Here is a 22,683-nt window from a genome sequence, read left to right as displayed (position 1 = left end):
GTTTCACAGTGGCGAACGAAGAAACGAAGGAAAAGCTCCTGCCGCGGCTGCGGCGGAAGTACCCGTGGCTCGATCACCTGATCCGGGCGAACGAGGCCTTCACCGAGCGGTACGGCAACCACTACGCCGCCGCCATCACCTACTTCAGCGTGCTCTCCGTCTTCCCGCTCTTCATGGTCGCCTTCGCCGTGGTCGGGCTGGTGGTCAACCACGACCAGGCGATCATCAAGAAGATCACCGACGGCATCAACGGTTCCGTCCCGGACGGCCTGCAGGAGCTCGTCAACGGCATCGTCAAGGGCGCGCTCGACTCCGGCGGCGGCATCGGGATCTTCGGGCTGCTCATCGCCCTCTACTCCGGCATCGGCTGGATGTCGAACCTCCGGGACGCGCTCACCGCGCAGTGGGGCCAGGAAAAACAGCCGCAGCCGGTGGTCAAGCAGACGCTCAAGGACCTCGTCGCGCTCGTCGGGCTCGGGGTCGCGCTCGTTGTCTCCTTCGCGCTGACCGCCGTCGGCGGTGGTGTCGGGCAGTACCTGCTCGAATTCGTCGGGCTCGCCGACCAGACCTGGGCGATCTACCTGTTGCGGGTGGCCACGATCGTGCTCGGCCTGATCGCCAACACCCTCGTCTTCCTCTGGGTGATCGCGCGGCTGCCCCGGGAGCAGGTCGCGCTGCGCAGTGCCGTCAAGGGCGCCGTGGTCGCCGCCGTCGGGTTCGTCATCCTGCAGCAGGTCGGGTCGATCTACCTGGCCAGCGTGACGAAGTCGCCGTCGGCCGCGCTGTTCGGGCCGGTCATCGGTCTGCTCGTCTTCGCGAACCTCGTCTCGCGCTTCCTCCTGCTCATCACGGCCTGGACCGCGACGGCCAAGGAAAACGAGCGCAAGGTCGTCGTGCCCCCGCCGCCGGTGCGGCTCGAGCAGAACGTCACCGTGCGGCGCGGGCCCGGTGTCGGGGCCGTCGCCGGGGCGTTCAGCGCCGGGGCGCTGCTCGCGTGGCTGGGTGGCCGCCGCAAGTCTTGACAACCACCCGGGTGGTAAAGAAACTGAACCGGTAAGAAATCTGAACCGGAGGTTTCATGCTGGACGCCGCCCGCGAGTGCGCCGCGCTTGCCAAGACGCTCGCGCCCGTCACCGAGCAGCGGCGCGCCCTGCCCGCCGAACTCGTCGCCAAGCTGACCGACGCCCAGCTCCTGCGCAGCGGCGTCCCCGGCTATCTCGGCGGCCCGGAAGCATCACCCGCGCTCAGCCTCGAGACCGCGGAGACGGTCGCGCGCGGGGACGCGTCGGCCGGCTGGTGCGTCTCGATCGCCGTGACGAGCAGCCTGCTCTCCGCTTACGCCCCCCGGAAGTGCGCCGAGGAGGTCTTCGGTGATCCGAAGACCGTCGCCGCCGGTGTCTGGGCGCCGCGCGGAACCGGCAAGAAAACCGACGGCGGTTACGTCGTCTCCGGGCGCTGGCCCTTCTGCAGCGGCATCCCGCACTGCGACTGGCTTTTCGCCGGGTTCGTCCACGAGAGCGAGCTGTACGTCGCCGCGTTGCCGAAGGCCGGGATCGAAGTCCTCGACACCTGGCACACCACCGGCCTGCGCGGCACCGGCAGCCACGACTGCGTCGCCGGCAACCTGTTCGTCCCCGAGCACCGCGTCTTCTCGGTCATGGGCGGCCCGCCCGAGGAAGCCGTTGCGCTGCACCGGTTCCCGCTCTTCGGGTACTTCGCGCTGTCCGTCGCCGCCGCCGCGATGGGCAACGCGCGCGGCGCGCTCGACGACCTCGTCGAGCTGGCCTCGACCCGCAAGCCGCTCGGCTCCAGCCGGTCGCTGGCCGAGCGGTCGCAGACCCAGGCCGCCGTCGCGGAGGCCGAAGCCGCCTTGCGCGCGGCGCGGCTGCTCTTCTACACGAGCATCGAGGACGCCTGGCAGGCCGCGCAGAGCACCGAACCGGTGTCCGACCAGCTCAAACTCGGCCTGCGGCTGGCCGCCACGCACGCGACGCGCACCGCCGCGAAGGTCGCCGACAGTTTGTACGACCTCGCCGGCGGCGCGGCGATCTACGAGACGTCACCCCTGCAGCGCCGCTTCCGCGACGCGCATACGGCGACCGCGCACTTCCAGGTCAACCCGGCCAGCTTCGAGCTGTCCGGCAAGCTGCTGCTGGGCGTCCCGGCCCGCACCGAACAGTTCTGAGGAGCCCCGTGCCCGTCAACGCCCAGTACCGCCTCGCCGCCCGGCCGTCCGGCCTGCCGACGGACGAAAACTGGCAGTACACCGAGGAAGCCGTTCCGTCGCCGGGGGAGGGGGAGCTCCTGGTCGAGGTCAAGTACCTCTCGCTGGACCCGGCGATGCGCACCTGGATGAACGCCGGCCGGTCGTACGTGCCGCCGGTCGGGATCGGCGAGGTCATGCGCGCCGGCGGGATCGGCCGGGTCGTCGAGTCGCGCCACCCCGGGTTCGAAGCCGGTCAGGACGTCTTCGGCACCTTCGGCGTCCAGAACTACGCGGTTTCGGACGGCACGGACGTCCAGGTCGTCCACACCTCGCTCGCCCCGGCGCCGGTCTTCCTCGGCACGCTCGGGATCAGCGGGATCACCGCCTACTTCGGGCTGTTCGACGTCGGCAGGCCGGAGCCGGGCCAGACCGTCGCCGTGTCCGCCGCGGCCGGGTCGGTCGGCATCGTCGTCGGCCAGCTCGCGAAGATCCACGGCTGCCGCGTCGTCGGCATCGCGGGCGGGCCGGAGAAGTGCCGGACGCTGGTCGAGGACTACGGCTTCGACGCCGCCGTCGACCACCGCGCCGGAAATCTCCGCGCCGACCTGAAGGAACACGCGCCGGACGGCATCGACGTCTTCTTCGACAACGTCGGCGGTGACGTCCTCGAAGCGGCGCTGTCCCGGCTCGCCCGCGGCGCCCGGATCGTGCTCAGCGGCGCGGTTTCCCAGTACAACAGCACCGAAGGGCCACGCGGCCCGGCCAACTACATGCAGCTGCTGGTGCACCGCGCGTCCATGACCGGGTTCGTCTTCTCCGACTACGCCGACCGCTACCCCGAAGCGGTCGAAGCGCTGGCGGGCTGGGTGCGCGACGGCAGGCTGAAGACCCGCGAAGAGGTCGTCGAGGGCGGCATCACGAAGTTCCCGGAGACGCTGCTCAAGCTGTTCCGCGGCGAGAACACCGGCAAGCTGGTGCTGGCGCTGTGACCGACCTGCGGCACCGCTTCACGGCGGACTCGGTCGGCCGGGCCCTCGACCTGGTCGGTGAGCGGTGGAGCCTGCTCATCCTGCGCGAGACGTTCTTCGGGGTGCGGCGCTACGGCGAGTTCGCGCGCAACCTGTCGATCCCGCGCCCGACGCTCTCGGCGCGGTTGAAGACGCTCGTCGACGCGGGGGTGCTCGACCGCGTCGAGGTGGCGCCGGACCGGCCCGAGTACCAGCTGACGCAGGCCGGGCGGGACCTCTTCGGCGCCGTCGTCACGCTCATGCAGTGGGGTGACAAGCATCTGGCCGGACCGGAGGGACCACCGATCCTGTTGCGGCACAACGACTGCGGCGAGATCGCCGACACGTATGTCGCGTGTGGACACTGCGGCGGCGCCATCACCACGGACAGGGTGACCCCGGAACCAGGCCCCGGGTTCCGCTAGTTCGCGGCCTTCCGGCGCTGGTGCCCGACCACGAACCCGCCGACGATGATGAGGAACACCACCAGCGTGATGATCCAGCCGGTGACGCCGAACGGGTCTTCCTTGGCGGCCGCGGCGGTGGACGTCCCGCTGCTGACACTGCCGTCGGGGAGCACGGTCGGGGTGCTGCCGGTCGTGTCGGTCGCGGCCGGCGCCTGGTAGGTGATCTTGCCGACCGGCTGGGCGCGATCGGCTTCCAGCGCGAAGCCGTAGTCGAGCAGCTTCGCCGCCTGGTCGACGACCTTCGTCGGCTTCTGCTCGGCGCGCAGCATGACCACCGCGAGCCGCTTGCCCCGCTGCTGCGCCGCGCCGACGTAGGTGTGGCGGGCGTCGTCGGTGAAGCCGGTCTTGCCGCCGAGGAAGCCGGGGTAGACGCCGAGCAGCTTGTTGTCGTTGAAGACCGGGATGGCCGGTTTGCCGCCGGTCGGCGGGATCTCGAAGTTCTTCGTCGAGACGGTCTTCGCGAACTCCGGCTGCTTCATCGCGTAGTGGAAGATCAGGCTGAGGTCGTAGGCCGAGGTCGACATGCCCGGCCCGTCCAGCCCCGACGGCGTCGCGGCGCGCGTGTCGAGCGCGCCGATGCGGGCGGCGAGCGCGTTCATCTTCGACACCGTGGTGTCGACCCCGCCGAGCACCGTGGCGAAGGCGTGCGCGACGTCGTTGCCCGAGTGCATCAGCAGGCCGTGCAGCAGCTGGTCGACGGTGTAGCTGCCGCCGGCGACGAGGCCGACGCAGGTGCACTCCTGCTCGGCGTCCTCCTTCGTCGCGACGACCACCTGCTGCGGGTCGAGCTGGGTGACGACGACCAGCGCGAGCAGCGTCTTGATCAGCGACGCCGGCCGCTGCCGGGCGTGCGGGTCCTTCGCCGCGACAACGGCGCCGGTGTCGAGGTCCTGCACCACCCACGACGCCGCGGTGTTGCCGTCCGGCGGGTTGAGCGCGCCGTCCGGGGTGATCAGGCCGCACTCGGCCATCCGCGGGCCACCGACCGGGTCCGACGGCACGGCCAGCGCGGGCGGGGCCTGCCGGCCCGGCGCGGGCCGCTCCGAAGTGTCGACCGCGGGCGGGGGCGCCTGGTGGTTCGCGCACTGGCCCTGCTGCGGCGCCGCGGCCGCCAGGGCCGGGGTGCTCAGGGCCAGGAGGGCGGCGGCGAGCGTCGTCGTGAAGACCTTGAGCGACCGGGAGACAGCGGAGTGCACCCACGCAATCTAGCGCCGCGGCCCGCGTCGCATACTCAGGGGCATGCGCATTTCCCGACGGACCTCGCTGTTCCTGCTGGCCTTCGGCGTGTGGTCGTGGATCATCTGGATCACGTTCGCCAAGAACCTCTGGGCGAGCGACCAGTCCTGGACCCCGACGGCTCGCCGACGGCGTACTTCATCGTGCACGCCGTGCTGACGGTCGTGTCGTTCGTGCTGGGCACGATCATCGGGGTGCTGGGCTGGCGGGCGCTGCGCGCTTCCCGCGTCGCCTCCTGACTTTGGTCGGTGGCGCGGTCCCCGGGGCCGGTTTAGGTTGACGCCACTGACTCTGGAGGTGGAATGTCCCGTTTACGCCGAATGGCGGCCCCGCTCGTGCTGGCCGTCGCGGGCGGCCTGTTCGCCGCGGCCCCGGCCGCCGAGGCCGCACCGGTCGCGTGCGACACGACGAGCACGCCGTACACGTACGTGGTGACGTACCAGCCGGGCACACGCGCATCGGCCGTCGACAAGGAGCTGGCGGCCAAGTGCGGCACGAAGGTGGCGTACTACGGCGAGATCGGCGTGGCGATCGCGAGCTCGCGCAACGCGGACTTCCAGCAGAAGATCGGCGTGTACCGGGCGTATTCGGGCGGTCGCGACGTGGCTTCTCAGGGTGCTGCGGCCTCGGCTCGCTCGCTGGGCGCCGTCCGGACGCTGGAGGACACGCAGTCGGTTGCCGCCGCCGGTGACCTGTCCGCTCAGCAGTGGGACATGAAGGCGATCCACGCGCCCGAAGCGAACAAGAAGTACCAGGGCAGCCGTTCGGTGACGGTCGGCGTGCTGGACTCGGGCATCGACGCAACGCACCCTGCTCTTCGCGCAGCGGTCTCGCCTTCCGAATCGGCCGGCTGCATCACGGGCGCACCGGACACTTCCCCGGCGTCGTGGGCCCCGACGACGTCCGACCACGGAACGCACGTGGCGGGCACGATCGCGGGCAAGGACCCGGCGGCGGGCTTCACAGGCATCGCACCGGGAGTCAAGCTGGCCTCGGTGAAGGTGGTGAACGACGACGGCTACATCTTCCCGGAGTCGGCGGTCTGCGGGTTCGTGTGGGCGGCGAAGCACGGCTTCCCGGTGACGAACAACAGTTATTACATCGACCCGGGAATGTTCTTCTGCTCCCGCGAGCCCGGCGACGCGGCAGCGTTCGAGGCGGTCCGCCGCGCAATCGAGTTCTCAACGCGCCACGGAGTTTTGAACGTCTCGGCGGCGGGCAACTCGGGCTTCGACACGACGTCCCAGACAACGGACCCGAACCGCCCGCACCCGGTGGACAAGTCGTGCGGCATCCTCCCGAAGGCGATCGACGGCGTCGTGACGGTGTCGTCGGTCGGGTACGCGGGCACGAAGTCGTCGTTCAGCAACTACGGCGAGATCGACGTGACGGCGCCGGGCGGGGACTTCGTCCAGACACCGCCGGCGGGCTCCGGTCCGGCCTGCCCGCTGTCGACAACGGTGTTCGGCGGTCTGTACGGCTCGAAGTGCGGAACGTCGATGGCCTCGCCGCACGCGGCGGGCGTGGCAGCGCTGATCGCGTCTCGCTTCCGTGGGTTGCCGCCCCAGCTGCTGGCAAAGGTCCTGACGGGTGAGGCGGACCCGGTGAAGTGCACGGCCACGGAAACGGCGTGCACTGGGCCGGCGAAGAACAACTCGTACTACGGCCACGGCCTGGTCAACGCCCTGGACGCGGTGAAGTAAGAACAAAAGGAGCAGGGTGGTCATCCCGTCGCCTGAGGCCGTCAAATCACTTTGAGCCGGGCCCGCAACACAGAGGTCAAAGCGAGCTAACAACGCAAGCTTGCGGGCCCGGCTCAAAGTGATAGGCCTCGCTCAGGCGACGGGATGACCACCCAGCGGCCCACCTCTCAGAAGTGAGAGAACAGCGAGACGGCCGGTCATCCCAGAGTCTGCCCGTCCGGCGAGGACGGTTTTGCTTTTGCCTTTGCCTCGGCAGAGGTCTGCCGCAGCGGGGCGGGTCCGACCTCCCCCGCCCCTCCGGTGGGATTTTCAGCCGCCGGCCAGGTTTGTCAAGGCGGGAAAGCGTGCCTTGACAAACCCGACCGGCGGCTGAAGAGACGCTGGGATGAGGGGCGGGGGAGGTCTGGTGACCTCGTGGTCGGCTTGCGTTGCCGGCCGCCGGTTTCGGTACTGCGAAAAACTCACACGCGCTTGAACAGCAGCGCCCGCTTCACTTCCTGGATCGCCTTCGCCACCTGGATCGCGCGGCCTTTGCGCTGTTCATGGCCTGCGGACCGCGTTGTCGACCCAGTGCTCGAGGTTTGCCTGGATGGACCGGTAGACAGCTGAGCTGTCAGCCCCCGCCGGATCGTGCAGCCTCACGTGGCTGTCGAGTTTGGACCACGAATCGGCCTGGATTTTCGAGAATGGGTTGGGTCCGAGCCGATCGGTCCAACCCTGCAGGTCGGCTAGCCCGTGGATCCGGATGCCGACAAGCGGCTTCTTGTCTGCCCACGCCTTCTCGATTTCGTACTGGACCCACGGGCGGTCAGCGGTCTCGGTGCCGACGAGCACCACGACCGCACGTTTGTACACCATTTCGTCGGCGATCCATTTCTCGACGGCCGCGTCGCCTGAGGCGCGGACCTGTTCCCACTCTTGCGCCTTCAGCAGGGGCTGTCCGTCGAGCACGCCCATATTGCGGACTAACTGGACGCGCGTGACGTCGCGCTCGTAGTGGAAGCTGTAGAAGACGGCCATGCTTCGACCGTATGCCGCATCAAGCACACCCAGACGCCCCGAACGACGAAGAGGCCCCACCGCTCGACAAGCGGTGGGGCCTCTTCGCAGCAACAGGTCACACGCGCTTGAACAGCAGCGCCCGCTTCACTTCCTGGATCGCCTTTGTCACCTGGATCCCGCGCGGGCACGCATCAGTGCAGTTGAACGTCGTCCGGCACCGCCAAACGCCCTCGCCATCATTCAGGATGTCCAGCCGCTCCTCGGCCCCCTCATCGCGGGAGTCGAAGATGAACCGGTGGGCGTTCACGATCGCCGCCGGGCCGAAGTACGACCCGTCGTTCCAGTACACCGGGCACGACGACGTGCAGCACGCGCACAGAATGCACTTCGTCGTGTCGTCAAACCGGTCGCGGTCCGCCTGCGACTGGATCCGCTCCCGCGTCGGCTCGTTGCCGTAAGTGATCAGGTACGGCTTGATCGCGCGGTACGCCTCGAAGAACGGGTCCATGTCGACGTAGAGGTCCTTCAACGTCGTCAGGCCCTTGATCGGGGCGATCGTGATCACCGTCGGCTTGCCGGACGTCGACAGGAGGTCCTTCATCAGGACCTTGCACGCCAGGCGGTTGATGCCGTTGATCTGCATCGCGTCGGACCCACACACGCCGTGGGCGCACGAACGGCGGAACGAGAACGTGCCGTCGATGTAGTCCTTGACGTAGAACAGCAGGTTCAGCAGGCGGTCCGTGCGCTGCGCCGGGACGTCGTAGGACTCCCAGTGCGGCTCGTTGTCGATCTCCGGGTTGAACCGGAGGATCTTCAGCGTGACCGTGATCGGGGTGTGGTCCGATTCGGAGGAAGAAGCTGCAGGAGCTTCGGCGACGCTAGTCATCAGTACTTCCGCTCCATCGGCTCGTAGCGGGTGAAGGTGACCGGCTTGTAGTCCAGCCGGATGTCGGACGACAGCCCCGTGCCCTGCTTGTAGGCCATCGTGTGCCGCATGAAGTTCGTGTCGTCGCGGGTCGGGTAGTCCTCGCGGGCGTGGCCGCCGCGGGACTCCTTGCGGGCGATCGCGCCCACCACGAGGACCTCCGCCAGCTCCAGCAGGAAGCCGAGCTCGACGGCCTCGAGCAGGTCGGTGTTGTACCGCTTGCCCTTGTCCGCCACAGTGATGCGCTGGTACCGCGCCTTCAGCGCCTGGATGTCGGTCAGCGCCTGCTTCAGCGTGTCCTCGGTCCGGTACACCGACGCGTGCGAGTCCATCGTCTGCTGCATTTCCTTGCGGATGTCGGCGACGCGCTCGTCGCCGTGCTCCGACAGCAGGCCCGCGAGCTGCTCCTCGACCAGCGTGGTCGGGTTCTCCGGCAGCTCGACGTGCTCGTGCGCCAGCGCGTACTCCGCGGCCGCGATGCCGGCGCGGCGGCCGAACACGTTGATGTCCAGCAGCGAGTTCGTGCCCAGGCGGTTCGAGCCGTGCACGGACACGCACGCGACCTCACCCGCGGCGTAGAGACCCGGGATGACGTTCTCGTTGTCCCGCAACGCCTCGCCGTGGATGTTGGTCGGGATGCCGCCCATCACGTAGTGACAGGTCGGGAACACCGGCACCGGCTCCTTCACCGGGTCGACGCCCAGGTAGGTGCGCGAGAACTCGGTGATGTCCGGCAGCTTGGTCTCGAGGACCTCGACCGGCAGGTGCGTGACGTCGAGGACGACGTAGTCCTTGTTCGGGCCGCACCCGCGCCCCTGCAGCACTTCCTGCACCATCGAGCGCGCCACGATGTCGCGCGGCGCGAGGTCCTTGATGGTGGGGGCGTAGCGCTCCATGAACCGCTCGCCGTCGGCGTTGCGCAGGATCCCGCCCTCGCCGCGGACGGCTTCGGAGATCAGGATGCCCAGACCCGCCAGGCCGGTCGGGTGGAACTGGAAGAACTCCATGTCCTCCAGCGGCAGGCCCTTGCGGAAGATGATGCCGAGGCCGTCACCGGTGAGGGTGTGCGCGTTCGACGTCGTCTTGAAGATCTTGCCCGCGCCGCCGGTGGCCATCACGATCGACTTCGCCTGGAAGACGTGCAGCTCGCCGGTGGCCAGCTCGTAGGCGACGACGCCGGAAGCGACCGGGTTGCCGTTCTCGTCTTCGCTGGTGACGAGGTCGAGCACGTAGAACTCGTTGAAGAACTCCGTGCCGTACTTGACGCAGTTCTGGTACAGCGTCTGCAGGATCATGTGCCCGGTGCGGTCCGCGGCGTAGCAGGCGCGGCGCACCGCGGCCTTGCCGTGGTCACGCGTGTGCCCGCCGAAGCGGCGCTGGTCGATCTTGCCCTCGGGCGTGCGGTTGAACGGCAGGCCCATCTTCTCGAGGTCGAGGACCGCGTCGATGGCCTCCTTGGCCATGATCTCCGCGGCGTCCTGGTCGACGAGGTAGTCGCCGCCCTTGACCGTGTCGAAGGTGTGCCACTCCCAGTTGTCCTCTTCGACGTTCGCCAGCGCGGCGCACATGCCGCCCTGGGCCGCGCCGGTGTGGGACCGGGTCGGGTAGAGCTTGGTGAGGACCGCGGTGCGGGCGCGCTGGCCGGACTCGATGGCCGCGCGCATCCCGGCGCCGCCGGCGCCGACGATCACCACGTCGTACTTGTGGAACTGCATGGCAGGAAGTCTCCGAAAGTCAGTTCGCGGGCATGTTCGGGTCGAACGTGAAGATCACCATCGTGCCGACGGCCAGGATCAGGACCATGGACACGTACAGCAGGATCTTCAGCCAGAACCGCGTGCTGTCCTTGCGGGCGTAGTCGTCGATGATGGTGCGCAGCCCGTTGCCGCCGTGGATCTCGGCGAGCCAGAGCATCGCCAGGTCCCAGAACTGCCAGAACGGGGACGCCCAGCGGCCGGCGACGAAGCCCCAGTTGATCCGGTGCACACCGCCGTCGAGGATGTTCATGATCAGCAGGTGGCCCAGCACCAGGATGATCAGCGCGAGGCCGGAGATCCGCATGAACAGCCAGCTGTAGAGCTCGAAGTTGCTCCGGCGGGCGGCGGGACGCTTCGGCGCGCGGGGGTTCGCGAGGGCGAGGTCGGCCATGTCAGTTACCCCCGAAGAGCGTTTCGACGGTGCGCTTCAGCATGAAGAACGCACCGGGGACCATCACGACGACCCAGACCACGCCGATCACCCAGAGCATGGCCTTCTGCAGCTTCGGGCCCTTCGACCAGAAGTCGACCAGCATGACGCGGATGCCGTTGAGCGCGTGGAACAGCACCGCGCCGACCAGGCCGACCTCCAGGAGGTTGACGATCGGGGTCTTGTAGGTCTCGATGACCTGGTCGTAGGTGTTCGGCGACACGCGCACCAGCGCGGTGTCGAGCACGTGCACGAACAGGAAGAAGAACGTGAGCACGCCGGTGATGCGGTGCAGCACCCAGGACCACATGCCGGGGTCGCCCCGGTAGAAGGTCCCCTGCCGGCGTGAGGCACCCGCCCGATCGCTCGCTCCTGCCTCGCGGGCAGTGCTCGCCGTGGTGGACATCGGTGAACGGCCTCCAACGTCTGACTTGTGCCCGGTGGCCGGTGAGGTCCGCACTGATCGTCGTCGTCCACCGGGGACGACTACGGCGGCAATGCCGAGATCAAGGGTCATCGAGCGTGGATGAAAGGGATGCTAGACCCGCCCCCGACGGACGGCTCACCTCCGGGTTCCTCTCTGTGATGGACCAGACACCAGCGCACACAGCGGTTGTGTGCGCCGTCACAGCAAAGGGGGTCCACTGTGGACGCACGGCGGCGGTTCGCGGGCGGGTCGCCCGCCCGGCGGACGCCCGATCGAGTGTTGTCCGTCTGGAACGATTCGGCTGCCGGGCCGCCGGGCCTGCTTCGCCCGCCGTCTCACAGAGTGATCGGACTGGTCCACCCCTCGGTCGGGCTGGCACACTGAGTCACATCAAACGGCATTTCGGCCGTCCCGCAGCTCGGGGCTGGGCCGAAAGCGGCACTCCGTGACCTCTTTGATCACGTTGGGTGTACATGCGGTCGCGCGTCCGACTCGTGAGTAAACGTTTGTGTTACGTAGCGTGCCTTTCCTATGGCGCATTCCTGTCCGTTGGGTACGGTCTGGCGGTCGACCCGGCAGTAGGGCCGGGTCGTGCCCTTGACCATCCGCTGGATCAGCGGGGAGGGAGACACACGTTGCGTCGCATGCGTGGAACCGCGCTGGCCGCCGTGGCCATGGCCGGGGTGCTCACCCTGGCCGGCTGCGCCAAGGACTCGAGCGGTGGCAGCAGCAACAACAGCGCCGCGCCTTCGTCGGGTGGCTCGGACTGCGTGACCGCGCAGAAGCCGCCCGCCGCTCCCGCCGCCGCGAGCAGCTCGGCCGCCGCGGGGGAGAAGGTCGACGGCAGCAAGCTGAAGATCGGCCTGGCCTTCGACGTCGGCGGCCGGGGTGACGCGTCGTTCAACGACGCCGCCGCCGCGGGCACGGACAAGGCGAAGTCCGACCTGGGCGTGACGACGGTCAACGAGAGCACCGCCAGCGCCAGCGAGGCCGAGTCGGCCAAGCAGCAGCGCCTCGAGCAGATGGCGACCCAGGGCCTGAACCCGATCGTCGCGGTCGGCTTCGCCTACGCGGACTCCGTCAAGGCCGTCGCCGCGAAGTACCCGAACACCAAGTTCGCGATCGTCGACGACGACTCGATCACGCTCCCGAACGTCACGCCGCTGGTCTTCGCCGAGGAGCAGGGCTCGTTCCTGGCCGGCGTCGCCGCCGCGTACAAGAGCAAGAGCTGCCACGTCGGCTTCGTCGGCGGTGTCAACACCCCGCTGATCCAGAAGTTCGAGGCCGGCTTCCTGCAGGGCGCGAAGACGGTTTCGTCGAAGATCAAGATCGAGGACGAGTACCTCACGCCGGCCGGTGACTTCTCCGGGTTCCAGGACCCGCCGAAGGGCAACGCGAAGGCCCAGGCCGAGATCGCCAAGGGCGCGGACGTGATCTACCACGCCGCCGGCGCTTCCGGTAAGGGTGTCTTCGACGCCGCCAAGTCGGGCAACGCGCTGGCCATCGGCGTCGACTCCGACCAGTACAACCAGAAGACGGTCGCCGCCGACAAGGACGTCATCATCACGTCCATGCTCAAGCGGGTCGACGTCGCGGTGTTCTCCTACATCCAGGCCGTCGCCAAGGGTGACCTGAGCGGGCTGCCGAAGCGCTTCGACCTCAAGGTCGACGGCGTCGGCTACGCCACCTCCGGCGGCAAGGTCGACGACATCAAGGACGTCCTCGACGGGTACAAGGCCCAGATCATCTCGGGCGCGATCACCGTTTCGGACAAGCCGCAGAAGTAGCTCACTACGCGCCGGGGCTCGGAGGGATTTCCCCTCCGAGCCCTGACGTGTTTAACGAGATATGGAATTCTCCCGCCCATGAGCACTGCCGAGGCCCCGGCCGAAGCCGTCCCCGACCGGGGCGCGCCCGCCGTCCAGCTGACCGGGATCACCAAACGGTTCCCGGGTGTGGTGGCCAACTCCGACGTCAACCTCACCGTCGCCACGGGCGAGGTGCACGCCATCTGTGGCGAGAACGGCGCCGGCAAGTCCACCCTGATGAAGATCCTCTACGGCATGCAGCCGCCGGACGAGGGCACGATCGCGATCAACGGCGACGAGGTGAAGCTGCGCAACCCGCAGGACGCCATCCGCGCCGGGATCGGCATGGTCCACCAGCACTTCATGCTGGCCGACAACCTGACCGTCGGCGAGAACGTGTTCCTCGGCGCCGAAGGCCTGCACGGCATCGGCCGCGCGGCCCGCGCCCGGCTCGCCGAGCTCGCGCAGCGGACCGGCCTGCACGCCAAGCCGGACACGCTGCTCGAAGAGCTCGGGGTCGCCGACCGCCAGCGCGTCGAGATCGTCAAGGTGCTCTACCGCGGGGCCAAGATCATCATCCTGGACGAGCCGACCGCGGTGCTCGTGCCGCAGGAGGTCGACGCGCTCTTCGCGACCGTCCGGGAGATGAAGGCCGACGGCTACACCTTCCTCTTCATCTCGCACAAGCTCGACGAGGTGCGCGCGATCGCCGACACCGTCACGGTGATCCGGCGCGGCACCACCGTCGGCACGGCCGACCCGAAGACCATCACCTCGCGCCAGCTCGCGGAGATGATGGTCGGCTCCGAGCTGCCCAGCCCGGAGACCCGCGAGTCCACCGTCACCGACCGCGCCGTGCTGCGGCTGACCGAGCTGACGCTCGGCGCCGAGGGCTCCGACCGCAACGCGCTCGACGACATCACGTTCACCGTCCGCGCGGGCGAGGTGCTCGGGGTCGCCGGCGTCGAGGGCAACGGCCAGACCGAGCTCGTCGAGACCATCATGGGCATGCGCAAGCCGTCCGGCGGCACGATCGAGCTGGTCGACGCCGAGGGCAAGGTCCGGGACATCACCAAGGCCGGCACGCTGGCCCGGCGCGAAGCGGGCATCGGCTACATCGCCGAAGACCGCACGCGGCACAGCCTGCTGCTCACCCAGCCGTTGTGGGTCAACCGGATGCTCGGGTACCAGACCCGCGAACCGGTCTCCCAAGGACAGCTGCTCGACATCGCGGGCACCCGCTCGGACACCGAGCGGATCGTGCGCGAGTACGACGTCCGCACGCCGGGCATCGACGTCCCGGCCGCGGCGCTCTCGGGCGGCAACCAGCAGAAGCTGATCGTCGGGCGCGAGCTGTCCGGCGACCCGGTGCTGCTCATCGCGTCGCACCCGACGCGCGGGGTCGACGTCGGCGCGCAGGCGCTGATCTGGGAGAACATCCGCCAAGCGCGCGCCGCCGGCCTCGCCGTGCTGCTCATCTCGGCCGACCTCGACGAGCTCATCGGCCTGTCCGACACGATCCGCGTCATGCTGCGCGGGCGCCTCGTCAGCGAGGCCGACCCCGCCACCGTGACGCCGCAGGAACTGGGTTCGGCGATGACCGGCGCCGAAGACGACACAGCGGGTGACACAGAATGACTTCCTGGCGTACCAAGCTGCTGCCGCCGCTGCTGGCGATCGTGTTCGCCGTGCTGCTGTCGGCGATCGCGCTGATCATCTCCGGGGCCGACCCGCTGAACGCGTACGGCACCATGATCGGCCAGATGTTCAAGGGCTCGACCGCGGTCGACACCGTGAACCTCGCGACCGTGTACTACCTGTCCGGGCTCGCGGTGGCCATCGGCTTCCAGATGAACCTCTTCAACATCGGGGTCGAGGGCCAGTACCGGTTCGCGGCGGTCGTCGCGGCCATCGCCGGTGGCGCGCTCCAGCTGCCGCCGGTGATCCACACGCTCGTGATCCTCATCGTGGCGGTCGTCGCCGGTGCGGCGTACGCGGCCGTGCCGGCGATCCTCAAGGTCACCCGCGGGGTGAGCGAGGTGATCGCGACGATCATGCTGAACTCGATCGTCGGCGGGATCATCGCCTTCCTCATCAACGCCGACCAGTTCGGCGTGCAGCGGGGCAACAACATCGGCACCCGCGTGATCGAGCCGTCCGGCCGGATCCCGGGCATTCCGCTCGGCTCGGGCACGCTCTTCGGGTTCGTGCTCATCGCGGCCGTGATCGGCGCCGCCTACTGGTTCATGCTCAACCGCACCCGGTTCGGCTTCGAGCTCAAGGCGTCCGGCGAGTCCACCACCGCGGCCGCCGCGGGCGGGGTCAACGCCAAGAAGATGACGCTGATCGCGATGCTGCTCTCCGGCGGTGTCGCCGGCCTGGTCGCGATGCCGGAGCTGCTCGGCCGCGACTACAGCTACGGCATCACCTCGACCCAGATGTACGGCTTCACCGGCATCGCGGTCGCGCTGCTCGGCCGCAACCACCCCGGCGGCATCGCGCTCGGCGCGCTGCTGTGGGCGTTCCTCGACACCTCCGCGGTGTCGCTGGAGCAGATCAACGTGTCCAAGGAGATCGCGACGATCATGCAGGGCATCATCGTGCTGTCGGTCGTCGTGGCGTACGAGATCGTGCGGCGCGCGGACCTCGCGGCCGAACAACGCAGAGTCGGGCGCGCACTGGCCGGCAAGAGCGCTTCGGTCGCCGGGGGAGGTGCCGTCTGATGGCCGTCACCGACGTTTCCCGCCCCGACGCGGGCAGCCCCGGCGCCATGCCGGTGCACCGCAAGCGGTCCCGGATCCCGGGCTGGCTCCGCGGGGTCATCTGGGCCGTCATCGCCATCGCCGTCATCTCGACGGCGTCGTACTCCACCGGCGTCGCCGCGCTGACGTCGTCGAACACCGCGTCGACGGCGTTGCGTCTCGCGCTGCCGATCCTGCTGTGCGCGCTCGGCGGCCTCTGGGCCGAACGCGCCGGCGTCGTCAACATCGGCCTCGAGGGCATGATGATCCTCGGGACCTGGGGCGCCGCCTGGGGTTCGTACAACGGCGGCGTGTGGGCCGGCCTGCTGGCCGCGATCGCCTTCGGCGCGCTGGGCGGCCTGCTGCACGCGGTGGCGACGGTGACGTTCAACGTCAACCACATCGTCTCCGGTGTCGCGATCAACCTGCTGGGCCTCGGCGTCACGAAGTACCTGGCGAACCTGATCTTCGAGCCGCTGTCGGGCAACCCGCGGCAGTCGCCGGTGGTGCCGAAGTTCGACACCTACTCGGCTTCGGGCCTGTCCGACTGGCTCGGCGACCTCGAGAAGGAGCAGCGCGTCGGCATCTCCGACGTCGCCGGCATCCTGCGCGGCCTGGTCACCGAGGTGGCGCCGCTGACGATGATCGCGATCCTGCTGGTGCCGATCAGCTTCTGGGTGCTCTGGAAGACCCGCTTCGGCCTGCGGCTGCGCTCGTGCGGCGAGAACCCGGTGGCCGCGGAGTCCCTGGGTGTCAACGTCTACCGGCACAAGTACGTCGCGATGCTCATTTCCGGCGCGTTCGCCGGCATGGGTGGCGCGTCGCTGGTGCTGCTGCGCGGCGGCGCGGACTACCTGGAGAACCAGACCAACGGCCGCGGGTACATCGGCCTCGCGGCGATGATCTTCGGCAACTGGCGCCCGGGCGGCCTGCTCGGCGGCGCGGCGCTGTTCGGTTACGCGGACGGCCTGCAGCTCGCCGGCGGCGGTGAAGCGGTGCTCGCGCTGCTGTACGGCGCGGTGATCCTGGTCGGCGTGATCGTCGTCGTCCAGCTGTTCCGCAAGCAGTGGATCGCGGCCGGGCTCGGCGTGGTCGGCGCGGGTGTGCTGTACGCGATCTACTGGGCCAACGACACGCTGCCGTCCGACCTCATCCCGTACACCGCGCACTTCGTGACGCTGATCGTGCTCGCCGTCGCTTCCCAGCGGCTGCGGCCGCCGAAGGCCGACGGCCAGCCGTACCGGCGAGGTGAGGACTAATGTCCACAGTGGACTGGGACGCGCTGCGGGCTCAGGCGATCGAGGCCGCTTCCCATGCGTACGCGCCTTATTCGGGTCTGCACGTCGGGGTCGCCGGGATCGTCGACGACGGCCGCGTGGTCACCGGGTGCAACGTCGAGAACGCGTCCTACGGGCTCGGGCTCTGCGCGGAGTGCACGATGGCCGGGCAGCTGCGGCTCTCCGGCGGCGGCCGGCTGGTCGCCGTGGCGTGCCGCAGTGGCGCCGGTGACCTGCTGATGCCGTGCGGGCGCTGCCGTCAGATCCTGTTCGAGCTGGGCGGATCTTCGTGCCTGGTGGACACGCCGAGCGGCATCCTGCCGATGTCGGACGTGCTGCCGGACGCCTTCGGCCCGGACGACCTGCCGTGAGCGGGTTCGCGGCGGTCGACGTCATCCGCACCAAGCGCGACGGCGGCCGGTTGTCCGACGAGCAGATCGACTGGGTCGTCGACGCGTACACGCGCGGGGACGTCGCCGAAGAGCAGATGTCGGCGCTGGCCATGGCGATCTTCCTGCGGGGCATGGACTCCGGCGAGATCTCCCGCTGGACGGGCGCGATGATCGCGTCCGGCGAGCGGCTGTCGCTTTCCGTGTCCCGGCCGACCGTCGACAAGCACTCGACCGGCGGCGTCGGTGACAAGATCACCCTGCCGCTGGCGCCGCTGGTGGCGGCGTGCGGCGCGGCGGTGCCGCAGCTGTCCGGCCGCGGCCTCGGCCACACCGGCGGCACGCTCGACAAGCTGGAGTCGATCCCCGGCTGGCGGGCTTCACTGTCCACTTCGGAGATCCAGGCCCAGCTGGAGGACGTCGGCGCGGTGGTCTGCGCGGCGACGTCCGGGCTCGCGCCGGCGGACAAGAAGCTGTACGCGCTGCGCGACGTCACCTCGACCGTGGAGTCGATCCCGCTCATCGCCAGCTCGATCATGAGCAAGAAGATCGCCGAAGGCGCGTCCGGGCTGGTCCTGGACGTCAAGTTCGGCTCGGGCGCGTTCATGAAGACGCTCGGCCAGGCGCGTTCGCTCGCCTCGACGTTGACCTCGATCGGGGTCGCGCACGGCGTGCCGACCACGGCGCTGCTGACCGACATGAGCGTTCCGCTGGGGCGGGCGGTCGGCAACGCGGTGGAGGTCGCGGAGTCGGTTTCCGTGCTCCAGGGCGGTGGCCCGGCCGACGTCGTCGAGCTGACGCTGGCCCTGGCGCGGGAGATGCTGTCCTTGGCCGGGATTTCGGCCGACCCGGCCGAGGTGCTGGCGTCGGGCGAGGCGTACGAGGTTTGGTGCCGGATGATCTCGGCCCAGGGCGGCGACCCGACGGCGCCGCTGCCGACGCCGTCGCACGTCCACACGGTGGTCGCGCCGGCTTCGGGCGTGCTGGCTTCGCTGGACGCGTACGCGGTGGGCGTCGCGGCGTGGCGGCTGGGCGCGGGCCGGGCTCGCAAGGAGGACCCGGTCCAGGCCGCGGCGGGCGTGTTGTGCCTGGCGAAGCCCGGCTCCCAGGTCACCGAGGGCGAGCCGCTGCTGGAGCTGCACACGGACACCCCGGACGCGGTTCCCGCGGCCCTGGCGGCCCTCGAAGGCGCTTACTCGGTGGCCTCGGCGGCGTCCGCGCCGAACCCGATCGTCCGGGAGACGATCCGCGGAACAGTGTGACGATCATCGCGAAGATGATCACCCGACCGAGTGACACCCACGGAGCTTTCACGTGAAAGCTCCCACCTGGGGCCCGAGCTTTCACGTGAAAGCGAGCCGGAGTTCTCGCTCCAGAACGGAAAGAGGCCTCTGCCGGAATCCCGGCAGAGGCCTCTTTCCGTGGCTGGGTTACTCCGTGGCCTCTTCGGCGCCTTCGCCCGGCTTGGCCTTGGCGTCGGCCGCCTTCGGGGCGCGGCCGTTGCGCGAGCTGCGACGCGGCTGGCGCGGGGCCGGGGGCGGCGGCGAGATCTGCTGGACGGCCGGGCCGCCGCCGAGCATCAGCTCCGCGAACGTCGCCATCGCCTCGTCGAGCTGGCCGCCGATGCGGCGGACGCTCTCGTCGTTGCTCTTGCGGACCAGCGAGTCCACCGACTCGGAGTCCGGCTGCTTGGCCAGCGTGCCCTCGACCTTGGACAGCCCGGCCTTGAGCGCGCCGTCGAGGTCGCCGATGCCGGAGAGGAAGCCGTCCTCGACCTTGTCGAGGCGGGAAGCGAGGTCGTCGAGGCGGGTGGTGACCGTCTCGAGGCGGCCGCCCAGCTTCTCCAGGCGGTCCGAGGCGTCGATCATCTCGCCGGTCTCGGTCAGCGCCGTCTTGAGCGCCTCGGTGTTCGCGCCGATCCGCTCCTGCGTGACGCGGTCCAGCTCGCCGAGCCGCTCGTGGGTGGAGCGGCTGAGCTCGTCGACCTTGCCGCGCAGCTCGTGGTCGGCGTGGTCGACACGCTCGCGCAGCGACGCCTCGGCCTGCTCGATCCGCTCGCGGACCGGGCCGTGCACCGACGCCGGGATCGAGTCGAGCTTCCCGTCCTGCTTGTCGAGGTGGCCGCCCAGCTCGTCGAGCCGGCGGTGGATGTTCTGGAGCTTGTCCTCGAGCCCGTCCATCCGGCCGCCGACGCCCTCGAGGCGCGCGGCCATGCCGTCGAGCCTGCCGTCGAGCTGCGCGAACGGCTTGGCCAGCTTGTCGACGATGCTTTCGACCGCGCGGGTCAGCGCCGAGAGGGCGTTGTCCTGGGCCTCGAGCCGGGACATCGTCTCGTCGAGGCGCTCGGCCAGCACGCCGACCTCGGTGCGGTCGGGGAGCTCGGAGAGCCGCTTGCGGACCGCGCCCAGCGAGTCCACCGGCGCGAGGCGGGCGTAGATGTCGTCGAGCGCGTCGAAGATCTGCTGCTGCTCGCTCTCACGCACTTCGGCCGCGCGCACCAGCATGTTGCGCATCCGGTCGAAGGACGGGGCGGCAATGTGGTTGTCAGTGGTCACTGCTGTGTGTCCTTCGTCGGCGGGGAAATGGAGGGACGTGCCACGAAGCTTAACGATTGCGAAATTGCTGTGCGTATGGCCCCCGTGAAGTGCGTATTGCGGAGGCTGCCCCCGGATGGCCGATTCGCTACCGATCCTCGACGCTGAGGGTTAGCCCGAGGCTGAGAGTTACGGCCATGTAGGGGAATGACAACGAGGTTACCGTTGGGGGATGCCTGACGAAAGCCCTGTTCCGACCGCCGAGACCCTCCGCCGCGCGCCCAAGGTGCTGCTGCACGACCACCTCGACGGCGGCCTGCGCCCCGCCACCGTCGCCGAGCTCGCCGAAGCCACCGGTTATGCCGGTCTGCCCACCACCGACCCGGCCGAGCTGGGCAGCTGGTTCCGCCGAGCGGCCGACTCCGGCTCACTCGTGTCCTACCTCGAGACGTTCGCGCACACCTGCGGAGTGATGCAAACGGAGGAATCCCTGGTCAGGGTCGCCGCGGAAGCGGTCGAGGACCTGGCCGCCGACGGCGTCGTCTACGCCGAGGTGCGCTACGCACCGGAGTTGTTCGTCGAACGCGGTCTGTCACTCGATGCGGTGGTCGAGGCCGTCCAGGCTGGGTTCACGGAGGGCACACGGCGCGTGGTCGCGAACGGCGGTTCGATCCGCGTCGGGACGTTGCTCTGCGCGATGCGCCAGCACGCCAGGGCCCTCGAGATCGCGAACCTGGCCGTCCGCTACCGGGACGCCGGCGTCGTCGGCTTCGACATCGCCGGACCCGAGGACGGATTCCCGCCGACCCGCAATCTCGACGCTTTCGAGTATTTGCGCCAGAACAATGCGCATTTCACCATTCACGCCGGCGAAGCGTTCGGGCTGCCGTCCATTTGGGAGGCGATTCAGCACTGCGGCGCCGAGCGGCTCGGGCACGGCGTGCGGATCGCCGAGGACATCAAGACCGACGCGGACGGCACGGTCCACCTTGGACGGTTGGCCGCGTATGTCCGCGACCGCCGGATCCCCCTGGAGATCTGCCCGACGTCGAACGTCCAAACAGGCACGGTCCGCTCGATCGCCGAGCACCCGATCGGCCTGCTCAAGCGGCTGCGCTTCCGGGTGACGGTGAACACCGACAACCGGCTGATGAGCGGATGCACGATGACCAGCGAATTCGCCGCGCTGCACGAGACCTTCGGGTACGGCCTCGACGACTTCCGGTGGTTCACGATCAACGCGATGAAATCCGCGTTCATCGATTTCGACGCCCGGCTCTCGCTGATCGACGACGTCATCAAGCCCGGGTACGCCGCGCTGAGCTGAGGCTCCTCGGGGTGCTTGCGGTCCTTAGCCATGCCAACTATCGTTCACCATATAGGATGTTGTTCTCATATATTGAGACGGTGACGAAGATGGCGCAGGTCGCGGACGGTTCGGTCGGGGTGCAGGCGAGTTCACGGCGGTGGCTCATCCTCGCGCTCGGCCTCGCCGCGCAGACCGCGAGCTGCTCGTTCCTCTACGGCATCCCGTTCCTGGTCCCGGCCATGCGAGCCGCCGAAGGGCTGACGCTGGCCGAGGCCGGGACGGTCGTCGCGGCGCCGAGCATCGGCCTGCTGTTCACGCTGATCGCGTGGGGCGCGGCTGCGGACCGTTACGGAGAGCGCCTGATCATGGCCCTCGGACTGGGGGCCTCGGGGTTACTCCTGGTGTACGCCGGGATAGGAAGTCACCCGGTCGGGCTGCTCTTTGGTGTGTTCTTGGCGGCCGGAGCGTGTACGGCGTCGGTGAACGCGGCGAGCGGCCGGGTGGTCATGGGCTGGTTCGCGAAGTCCGAGCGCGGCGTCGCGATGGGGATCCGCCAGACGGCCCAGCCGCTCGGCGTCGGCGTCGCGGCGCTCGGGCTGCCGCCCCTGGCGGCGCACTTCGGCTTCCGCGCGGCGGTGCTGCTGCCGGCCGGGCTGGCGATCGGCGTCGCGCTGCTGGTGGCTTGGCTCGTGACCGACCCGCCTCGGCCGCCTCGGGCGGCTGGCGGTGTCAAGCCGCCTTCGCCGTACCGGCACGCGACGCTGTGGCGGGTGCACGGCGCGAGCGCGCTGCTGGTGGTGCCGCAGTTCGCGGTGTCGGCGTTCGCGCCGGTGTACCTGGTGGCGGTGCAGCACTGGAGCCCGCTGTCGGCGGGCTGGTACCTGGCGGTGGTGCAGGTGCTGGGCGCGGCGGGCCGGCTCGGATCGGGGTGGTGGTCGGACCGGGTGGGCAGCCGCCTGCGCCCGATGCGGCAGCTGGCGGTTCTGAGCTGCCTGGTGATGCTGCTGGTCGCGCTGGGGGACGCTTCCTGGCCGTGGCTGGTGTTGCTGGCCTTGGCCCTGGCGGGCGTGGTGACGGTCGCCGACAACGGCCTCGGCTTCACGGCGTCGGCCGAGCTGGCCGGGCTCGCGTGGTCCGGCCGCGCGATGGGGACGCAGAACACGGGCCAGAACATCGCGGCCTCGCTGACCCCGCCCCTGCTGGGCCTGGTGATCGGCGACAGCAGGTACGCGTTGGCCTTCTGCGTGGCCGCGGTGTTCCCGGCTTTGGCGGTGCTGGTGGTCCCGGTCCGCGCCGAACCCCGCGACTGACCCCGTGTCGTCCGTCCCGGTACGCGTGTCGTCCGCCTGGGTACGCGTGTCGTCCCCTCAATCACGCGAGTCGACCCTCCAATCACGCGTGATGCCCTCTCAATCACGCGAGATGCCCCGCTGATCACGCGAGTTACGCTCCCGATCACGCG

General features: G+C 69.3%; 20 protein-coding genes and 1 pseudogene. 14 read left to right on the top strand and 7 right to left on the bottom strand.

The window, feature by feature from the left end:
- Positions 1-8 precede the first annotated feature (8 nt).
- The 4 genes from yhjD to ACZ63E_RS10995 are packed head-to-tail and all read left to right on the top strand — an operon-like array spanning position 9 to position 3,638.
- On the top strand, positions 9-1,022 hold the full coding sequence (gene yhjD, locus ACZ63E_RS11010) for an inner membrane protein YhjD (protein WP_465335839.1): 1,014 nt from the start codon (positions 9-11) through the stop codon (positions 1,020-1,022).
- 56 nt (positions 1,023-1,078) lie between these two features.
- Positions 1,079-2,185, top strand: coding sequence for an acyl-CoA dehydrogenase family protein (locus ACZ63E_RS11005; protein ID WP_465335838.1), 1,107 nt, complete (start codon positions 1,079-1,081; stop codon positions 2,183-2,185).
- A gap of 8 nt (positions 2,186-2,193) precedes the next feature.
- The gene (locus ACZ63E_RS11000) at positions 2,194-3,195 is read left to right on the top strand and encodes an NADP-dependent oxidoreductase (protein ID WP_465335837.1); all 1,002 of its coding nucleotides are present in this window, start codon (positions 2,194-2,196) and stop codon (positions 3,193-3,195) included.
- The gene (locus ACZ63E_RS10995) at positions 3,192-3,638 is read left to right on the top strand and encodes a winged helix-turn-helix transcriptional regulator (RefSeq protein ID WP_465335836.1); all 447 of its coding nucleotides are present in this window, start codon (positions 3,192-3,194) and stop codon (positions 3,636-3,638) included. Before ACZ63E_RS11000 ends, ACZ63E_RS10995 begins: the two co-directional genes overlap by 4 nt.
- Here ACZ63E_RS10995 and ACZ63E_RS10990 read toward each other — a convergent pair.
- Positions 3,635-4,876 (bottom strand): D-alanyl-D-alanine carboxypeptidase family protein, encoded by a 1,242-nt coding sequence (locus ACZ63E_RS10990; protein WP_465335835.1) that lies wholly within the window; start codon positions 4,874-4,876, stop codon positions 3,635-3,637. The two genes, ACZ63E_RS10995 and ACZ63E_RS10990, sit on opposite strands and share 4 nt — an antisense overlap.
- A gap of 43 nt (positions 4,877-4,919) precedes the next feature.
- Here ACZ63E_RS10990 and ACZ63E_RS10985 point away from each other — a divergent pair.
- Both ACZ63E_RS10985 and ACZ63E_RS10980 read left to right on the top strand, forming a co-directional pair.
- Positions 4,920-5,155: pseudogene (locus tag ACZ63E_RS10985) on the top strand (SCO4848 family membrane protein).
- Positions 5,156-5,218: 63 nt separating this feature from the next.
- Entirely contained in the window at positions 5,219-6,619 is a 1,401-nt protein-coding gene (locus tag ACZ63E_RS10980; RefSeq protein ID WP_465335834.1) for a S8 family peptidase, read from the top strand.
- Positions 6,620-7,159: 540 nt separating this feature from the next.
- Here ACZ63E_RS10980 and ACZ63E_RS10975 read toward each other — a convergent pair.
- From ACZ63E_RS10975 to sdhC, 5 genes are all read right to left on the bottom strand, one after another.
- Positions 7,160-7,639, bottom strand: a complete 480-nt coding sequence (locus ACZ63E_RS10975; RefSeq protein ID WP_465335833.1) for a TIR domain-containing protein — start codon at positions 7,637-7,639, stop codon at positions 7,160-7,162.
- Between the two features lie 97 nt (positions 7,640-7,736).
- A complete protein-coding gene (locus ACZ63E_RS10970; RefSeq protein ID WP_465308950.1) occupies positions 7,737-8,510 on the bottom strand; it encodes a succinate dehydrogenase iron-sulfur subunit in 774 nt (257 codons plus the stop codon).
- Entirely contained in the window at positions 8,510-10,264 is a 1,755-nt protein-coding gene (sdhA, locus tag ACZ63E_RS10965) for a succinate dehydrogenase flavoprotein subunit (RefSeq protein WP_465335832.1), read from the bottom strand. Before sdhA ends, ACZ63E_RS10970 begins: the two co-directional genes overlap by 1 nt.
- A gap of 19 nt (positions 10,265-10,283) precedes the next feature.
- Positions 10,284-10,697 (bottom strand): succinate dehydrogenase hydrophobic membrane anchor subunit, encoded by a 414-nt coding sequence (locus tag ACZ63E_RS10960; protein ID WP_247060758.1) that lies wholly within the window; start codon positions 10,695-10,697, stop codon positions 10,284-10,286.
- A 1-nt stretch (position 10,698) separates the two neighbouring features.
- Positions 10,699-11,142 carry a succinate dehydrogenase, cytochrome b556 subunit gene (gene sdhC, locus ACZ63E_RS10955; RefSeq protein WP_465308955.1) on the bottom strand — a complete coding sequence of 148 codons (444 nt, stop codon included), beginning with the start codon at positions 11,140-11,142 and terminating at the stop codon, positions 10,699-10,701.
- 665 nt (positions 11,143-11,807) lie between these two features.
- Here sdhC and ACZ63E_RS10950 point away from each other — a divergent pair.
- From ACZ63E_RS10950 to ACZ63E_RS10925, 6 genes are all read left to right on the top strand, one after another.
- Positions 11,808-12,950 carry a BMP family lipoprotein gene (locus tag ACZ63E_RS10950; RefSeq protein WP_465335831.1) on the top strand — a complete coding sequence of 381 codons (1,143 nt, stop codon included), beginning with the start codon at positions 11,808-11,810 and terminating at the stop codon, positions 12,948-12,950.
- 78 nt (positions 12,951-13,028) lie between these two features.
- Complete coding sequence (locus tag ACZ63E_RS10945; protein WP_465335830.1) at positions 13,029-14,609, top strand: ABC transporter ATP-binding protein; 1,581 nt, start codon at positions 13,029-13,031, stop codon at positions 14,607-14,609.
- Positions 14,606-15,694, top strand: coding sequence for an ABC transporter permease (locus tag ACZ63E_RS10940; protein ID WP_465335829.1), 1,089 nt, complete (start codon positions 14,606-14,608; stop codon positions 15,692-15,694). The genes ACZ63E_RS10945 and ACZ63E_RS10940 overlap by 4 nt, the downstream gene beginning before the upstream one ends.
- On the top strand, positions 15,694-16,971 hold the full coding sequence (locus ACZ63E_RS10935) for an ABC transporter permease (RefSeq protein WP_465335828.1): 1,278 nt from the start codon (positions 15,694-15,696) through the stop codon (positions 16,969-16,971). The genes ACZ63E_RS10940 and ACZ63E_RS10935 overlap by 1 nt, the downstream gene beginning before the upstream one ends.
- A complete protein-coding gene (locus tag ACZ63E_RS10930) occupies positions 16,971-17,360 on the top strand; it encodes a cytidine deaminase (RefSeq protein ID WP_086839697.1) in 390 nt (129 codons plus the stop codon). The genes ACZ63E_RS10935 and ACZ63E_RS10930 overlap by 1 nt, the downstream gene beginning before the upstream one ends.
- On the top strand, positions 17,357-18,640 hold the full coding sequence (locus ACZ63E_RS10925; protein ID WP_465335827.1) for a thymidine phosphorylase: 1,284 nt from the start codon (positions 17,357-17,359) through the stop codon (positions 18,638-18,640). The genes ACZ63E_RS10930 and ACZ63E_RS10925 overlap by 4 nt, the downstream gene beginning before the upstream one ends.
- 168 nt (positions 18,641-18,808) lie before the next feature.
- Here ACZ63E_RS10925 and ACZ63E_RS10920 read toward each other — a convergent pair whose 3' ends face one another.
- Complete coding sequence (locus ACZ63E_RS10920) at positions 18,809-19,933, bottom strand: PA containing protein (protein WP_465335826.1); 1,125 nt, start codon at positions 19,931-19,933, stop codon at positions 18,809-18,811.
- Positions 19,934-20,144: 211 nt separating this feature from the next.
- On the opposite strand from ACZ63E_RS10920, the gene ACZ63E_RS10915 reads away from it, so the two are divergent.
- Both ACZ63E_RS10915 and ACZ63E_RS10910 read left to right on the top strand, forming a co-directional pair.
- Positions 20,145-21,239 (top strand): adenosine deaminase, encoded by a 1,095-nt coding sequence (locus ACZ63E_RS10915; RefSeq protein WP_465335825.1) that lies wholly within the window; start codon positions 20,145-20,147, stop codon positions 21,237-21,239.
- 89 nt (positions 21,240-21,328) lie between these two features.
- Positions 21,329-22,531 carry an MFS transporter gene (locus tag ACZ63E_RS10910; protein WP_465336101.1) on the top strand — a complete coding sequence of 401 codons (1,203 nt, stop codon included), beginning with the start codon at positions 21,329-21,331 and terminating at the stop codon, positions 22,529-22,531.
- Positions 22,532-22,683 lie beyond the last annotated feature (152 nt).

This window comes from Amycolatopsis sp. NPDC104819 (assembly GCF_055583145.1).
Note: the sequence above shows the minus strand (reverse complement) of the source record. Positions and strands in the feature narration are given on the sequence as shown.

What these genes read in the sequence shown, in the direction of transcription:
- ACZ63E_RS10935 (WP_465335828.1), top strand. Translation starts at nt 15,694, where the DNA reads ATGGCCGTCACCGACGTTTCCCGCCCCGACGCGGGCAGCCCCGGCGCC.
- ACZ63E_RS10980 (WP_465335834.1), top strand. Translation starts at nt 5,219, where the DNA reads ATGTCCCGTTTACGCCGAATGGCGGCCCCGCTCGTGCTGGCCGTCGCG.
- ACZ63E_RS10945 (WP_465335830.1), top strand. Translation starts at nt 13,029, where the DNA reads ATGAGCACTGCCGAGGCCCCGGCCGAAGCCGTCCCCGACCGGGGCGCG.
- ACZ63E_RS10940 (WP_465335829.1), top strand. Translation starts at nt 14,606, where the DNA reads ATGACTTCCTGGCGTACCAAGCTGCTGCCGCCGCTGCTGGCGATCGTG.
- ACZ63E_RS10950 (WP_465335831.1), top strand. Translation starts at nt 11,808, where the DNA reads ATGCGTGGAACCGCGCTGGCCGCCGTGGCCATGGCCGGGGTGCTCACC.
- sdhA (WP_465335832.1), bottom strand. Translation starts at nt 10,264, where the DNA reads ATGCAGTTCCACAAGTACGACGTGGTGATCGTCGGCGCCGGCGGCGCC.
- ACZ63E_RS10960 (WP_247060758.1), bottom strand. Translation starts at nt 10,697, where the DNA reads ATGGCCGACCTCGCCCTCGCGAACCCCCGCGCGCCGAAGCGTCCCGCC.
- ACZ63E_RS10930 (WP_086839697.1), top strand. Translation starts at nt 16,971, where the DNA reads ATGTCCACAGTGGACTGGGACGCGCTGCGGGCTCAGGCGATCGAGGCC.
- ACZ63E_RS10915 (WP_465335825.1), top strand. Translation starts at nt 20,145, where the DNA reads ATGCCTGACGAAAGCCCTGTTCCGACCGCCGAGACCCTCCGCCGCGCG.
- ACZ63E_RS10910 (WP_465336101.1), top strand. Translation starts at nt 21,329, where the DNA reads ATGGCGCAGGTCGCGGACGGTTCGGTCGGGGTGCAGGCGAGTTCACGG.
- ACZ63E_RS10975 (WP_465335833.1), bottom strand. Translation starts at nt 7,639, where the DNA reads ATGGCCGTCTTCTACAGCTTCCACTACGAGCGCGACGTCACGCGCGTC.
- ACZ63E_RS10970 (WP_465308950.1), bottom strand. Translation starts at nt 8,510, where the DNA reads ATGACTAGCGTCGCCGAAGCTCCTGCAGCTTCTTCCTCCGAATCGGAC.
- ACZ63E_RS11005 (WP_465335838.1), top strand. Translation starts at nt 1,079, where the DNA reads ATGCTGGACGCCGCCCGCGAGTGCGCCGCGCTTGCCAAGACGCTCGCG.
- sdhC (WP_465308955.1), bottom strand. Translation starts at nt 11,142, where the DNA reads ATGTCCACCACGGCGAGCACTGCCCGCGAGGCAGGAGCGAGCGATCGG.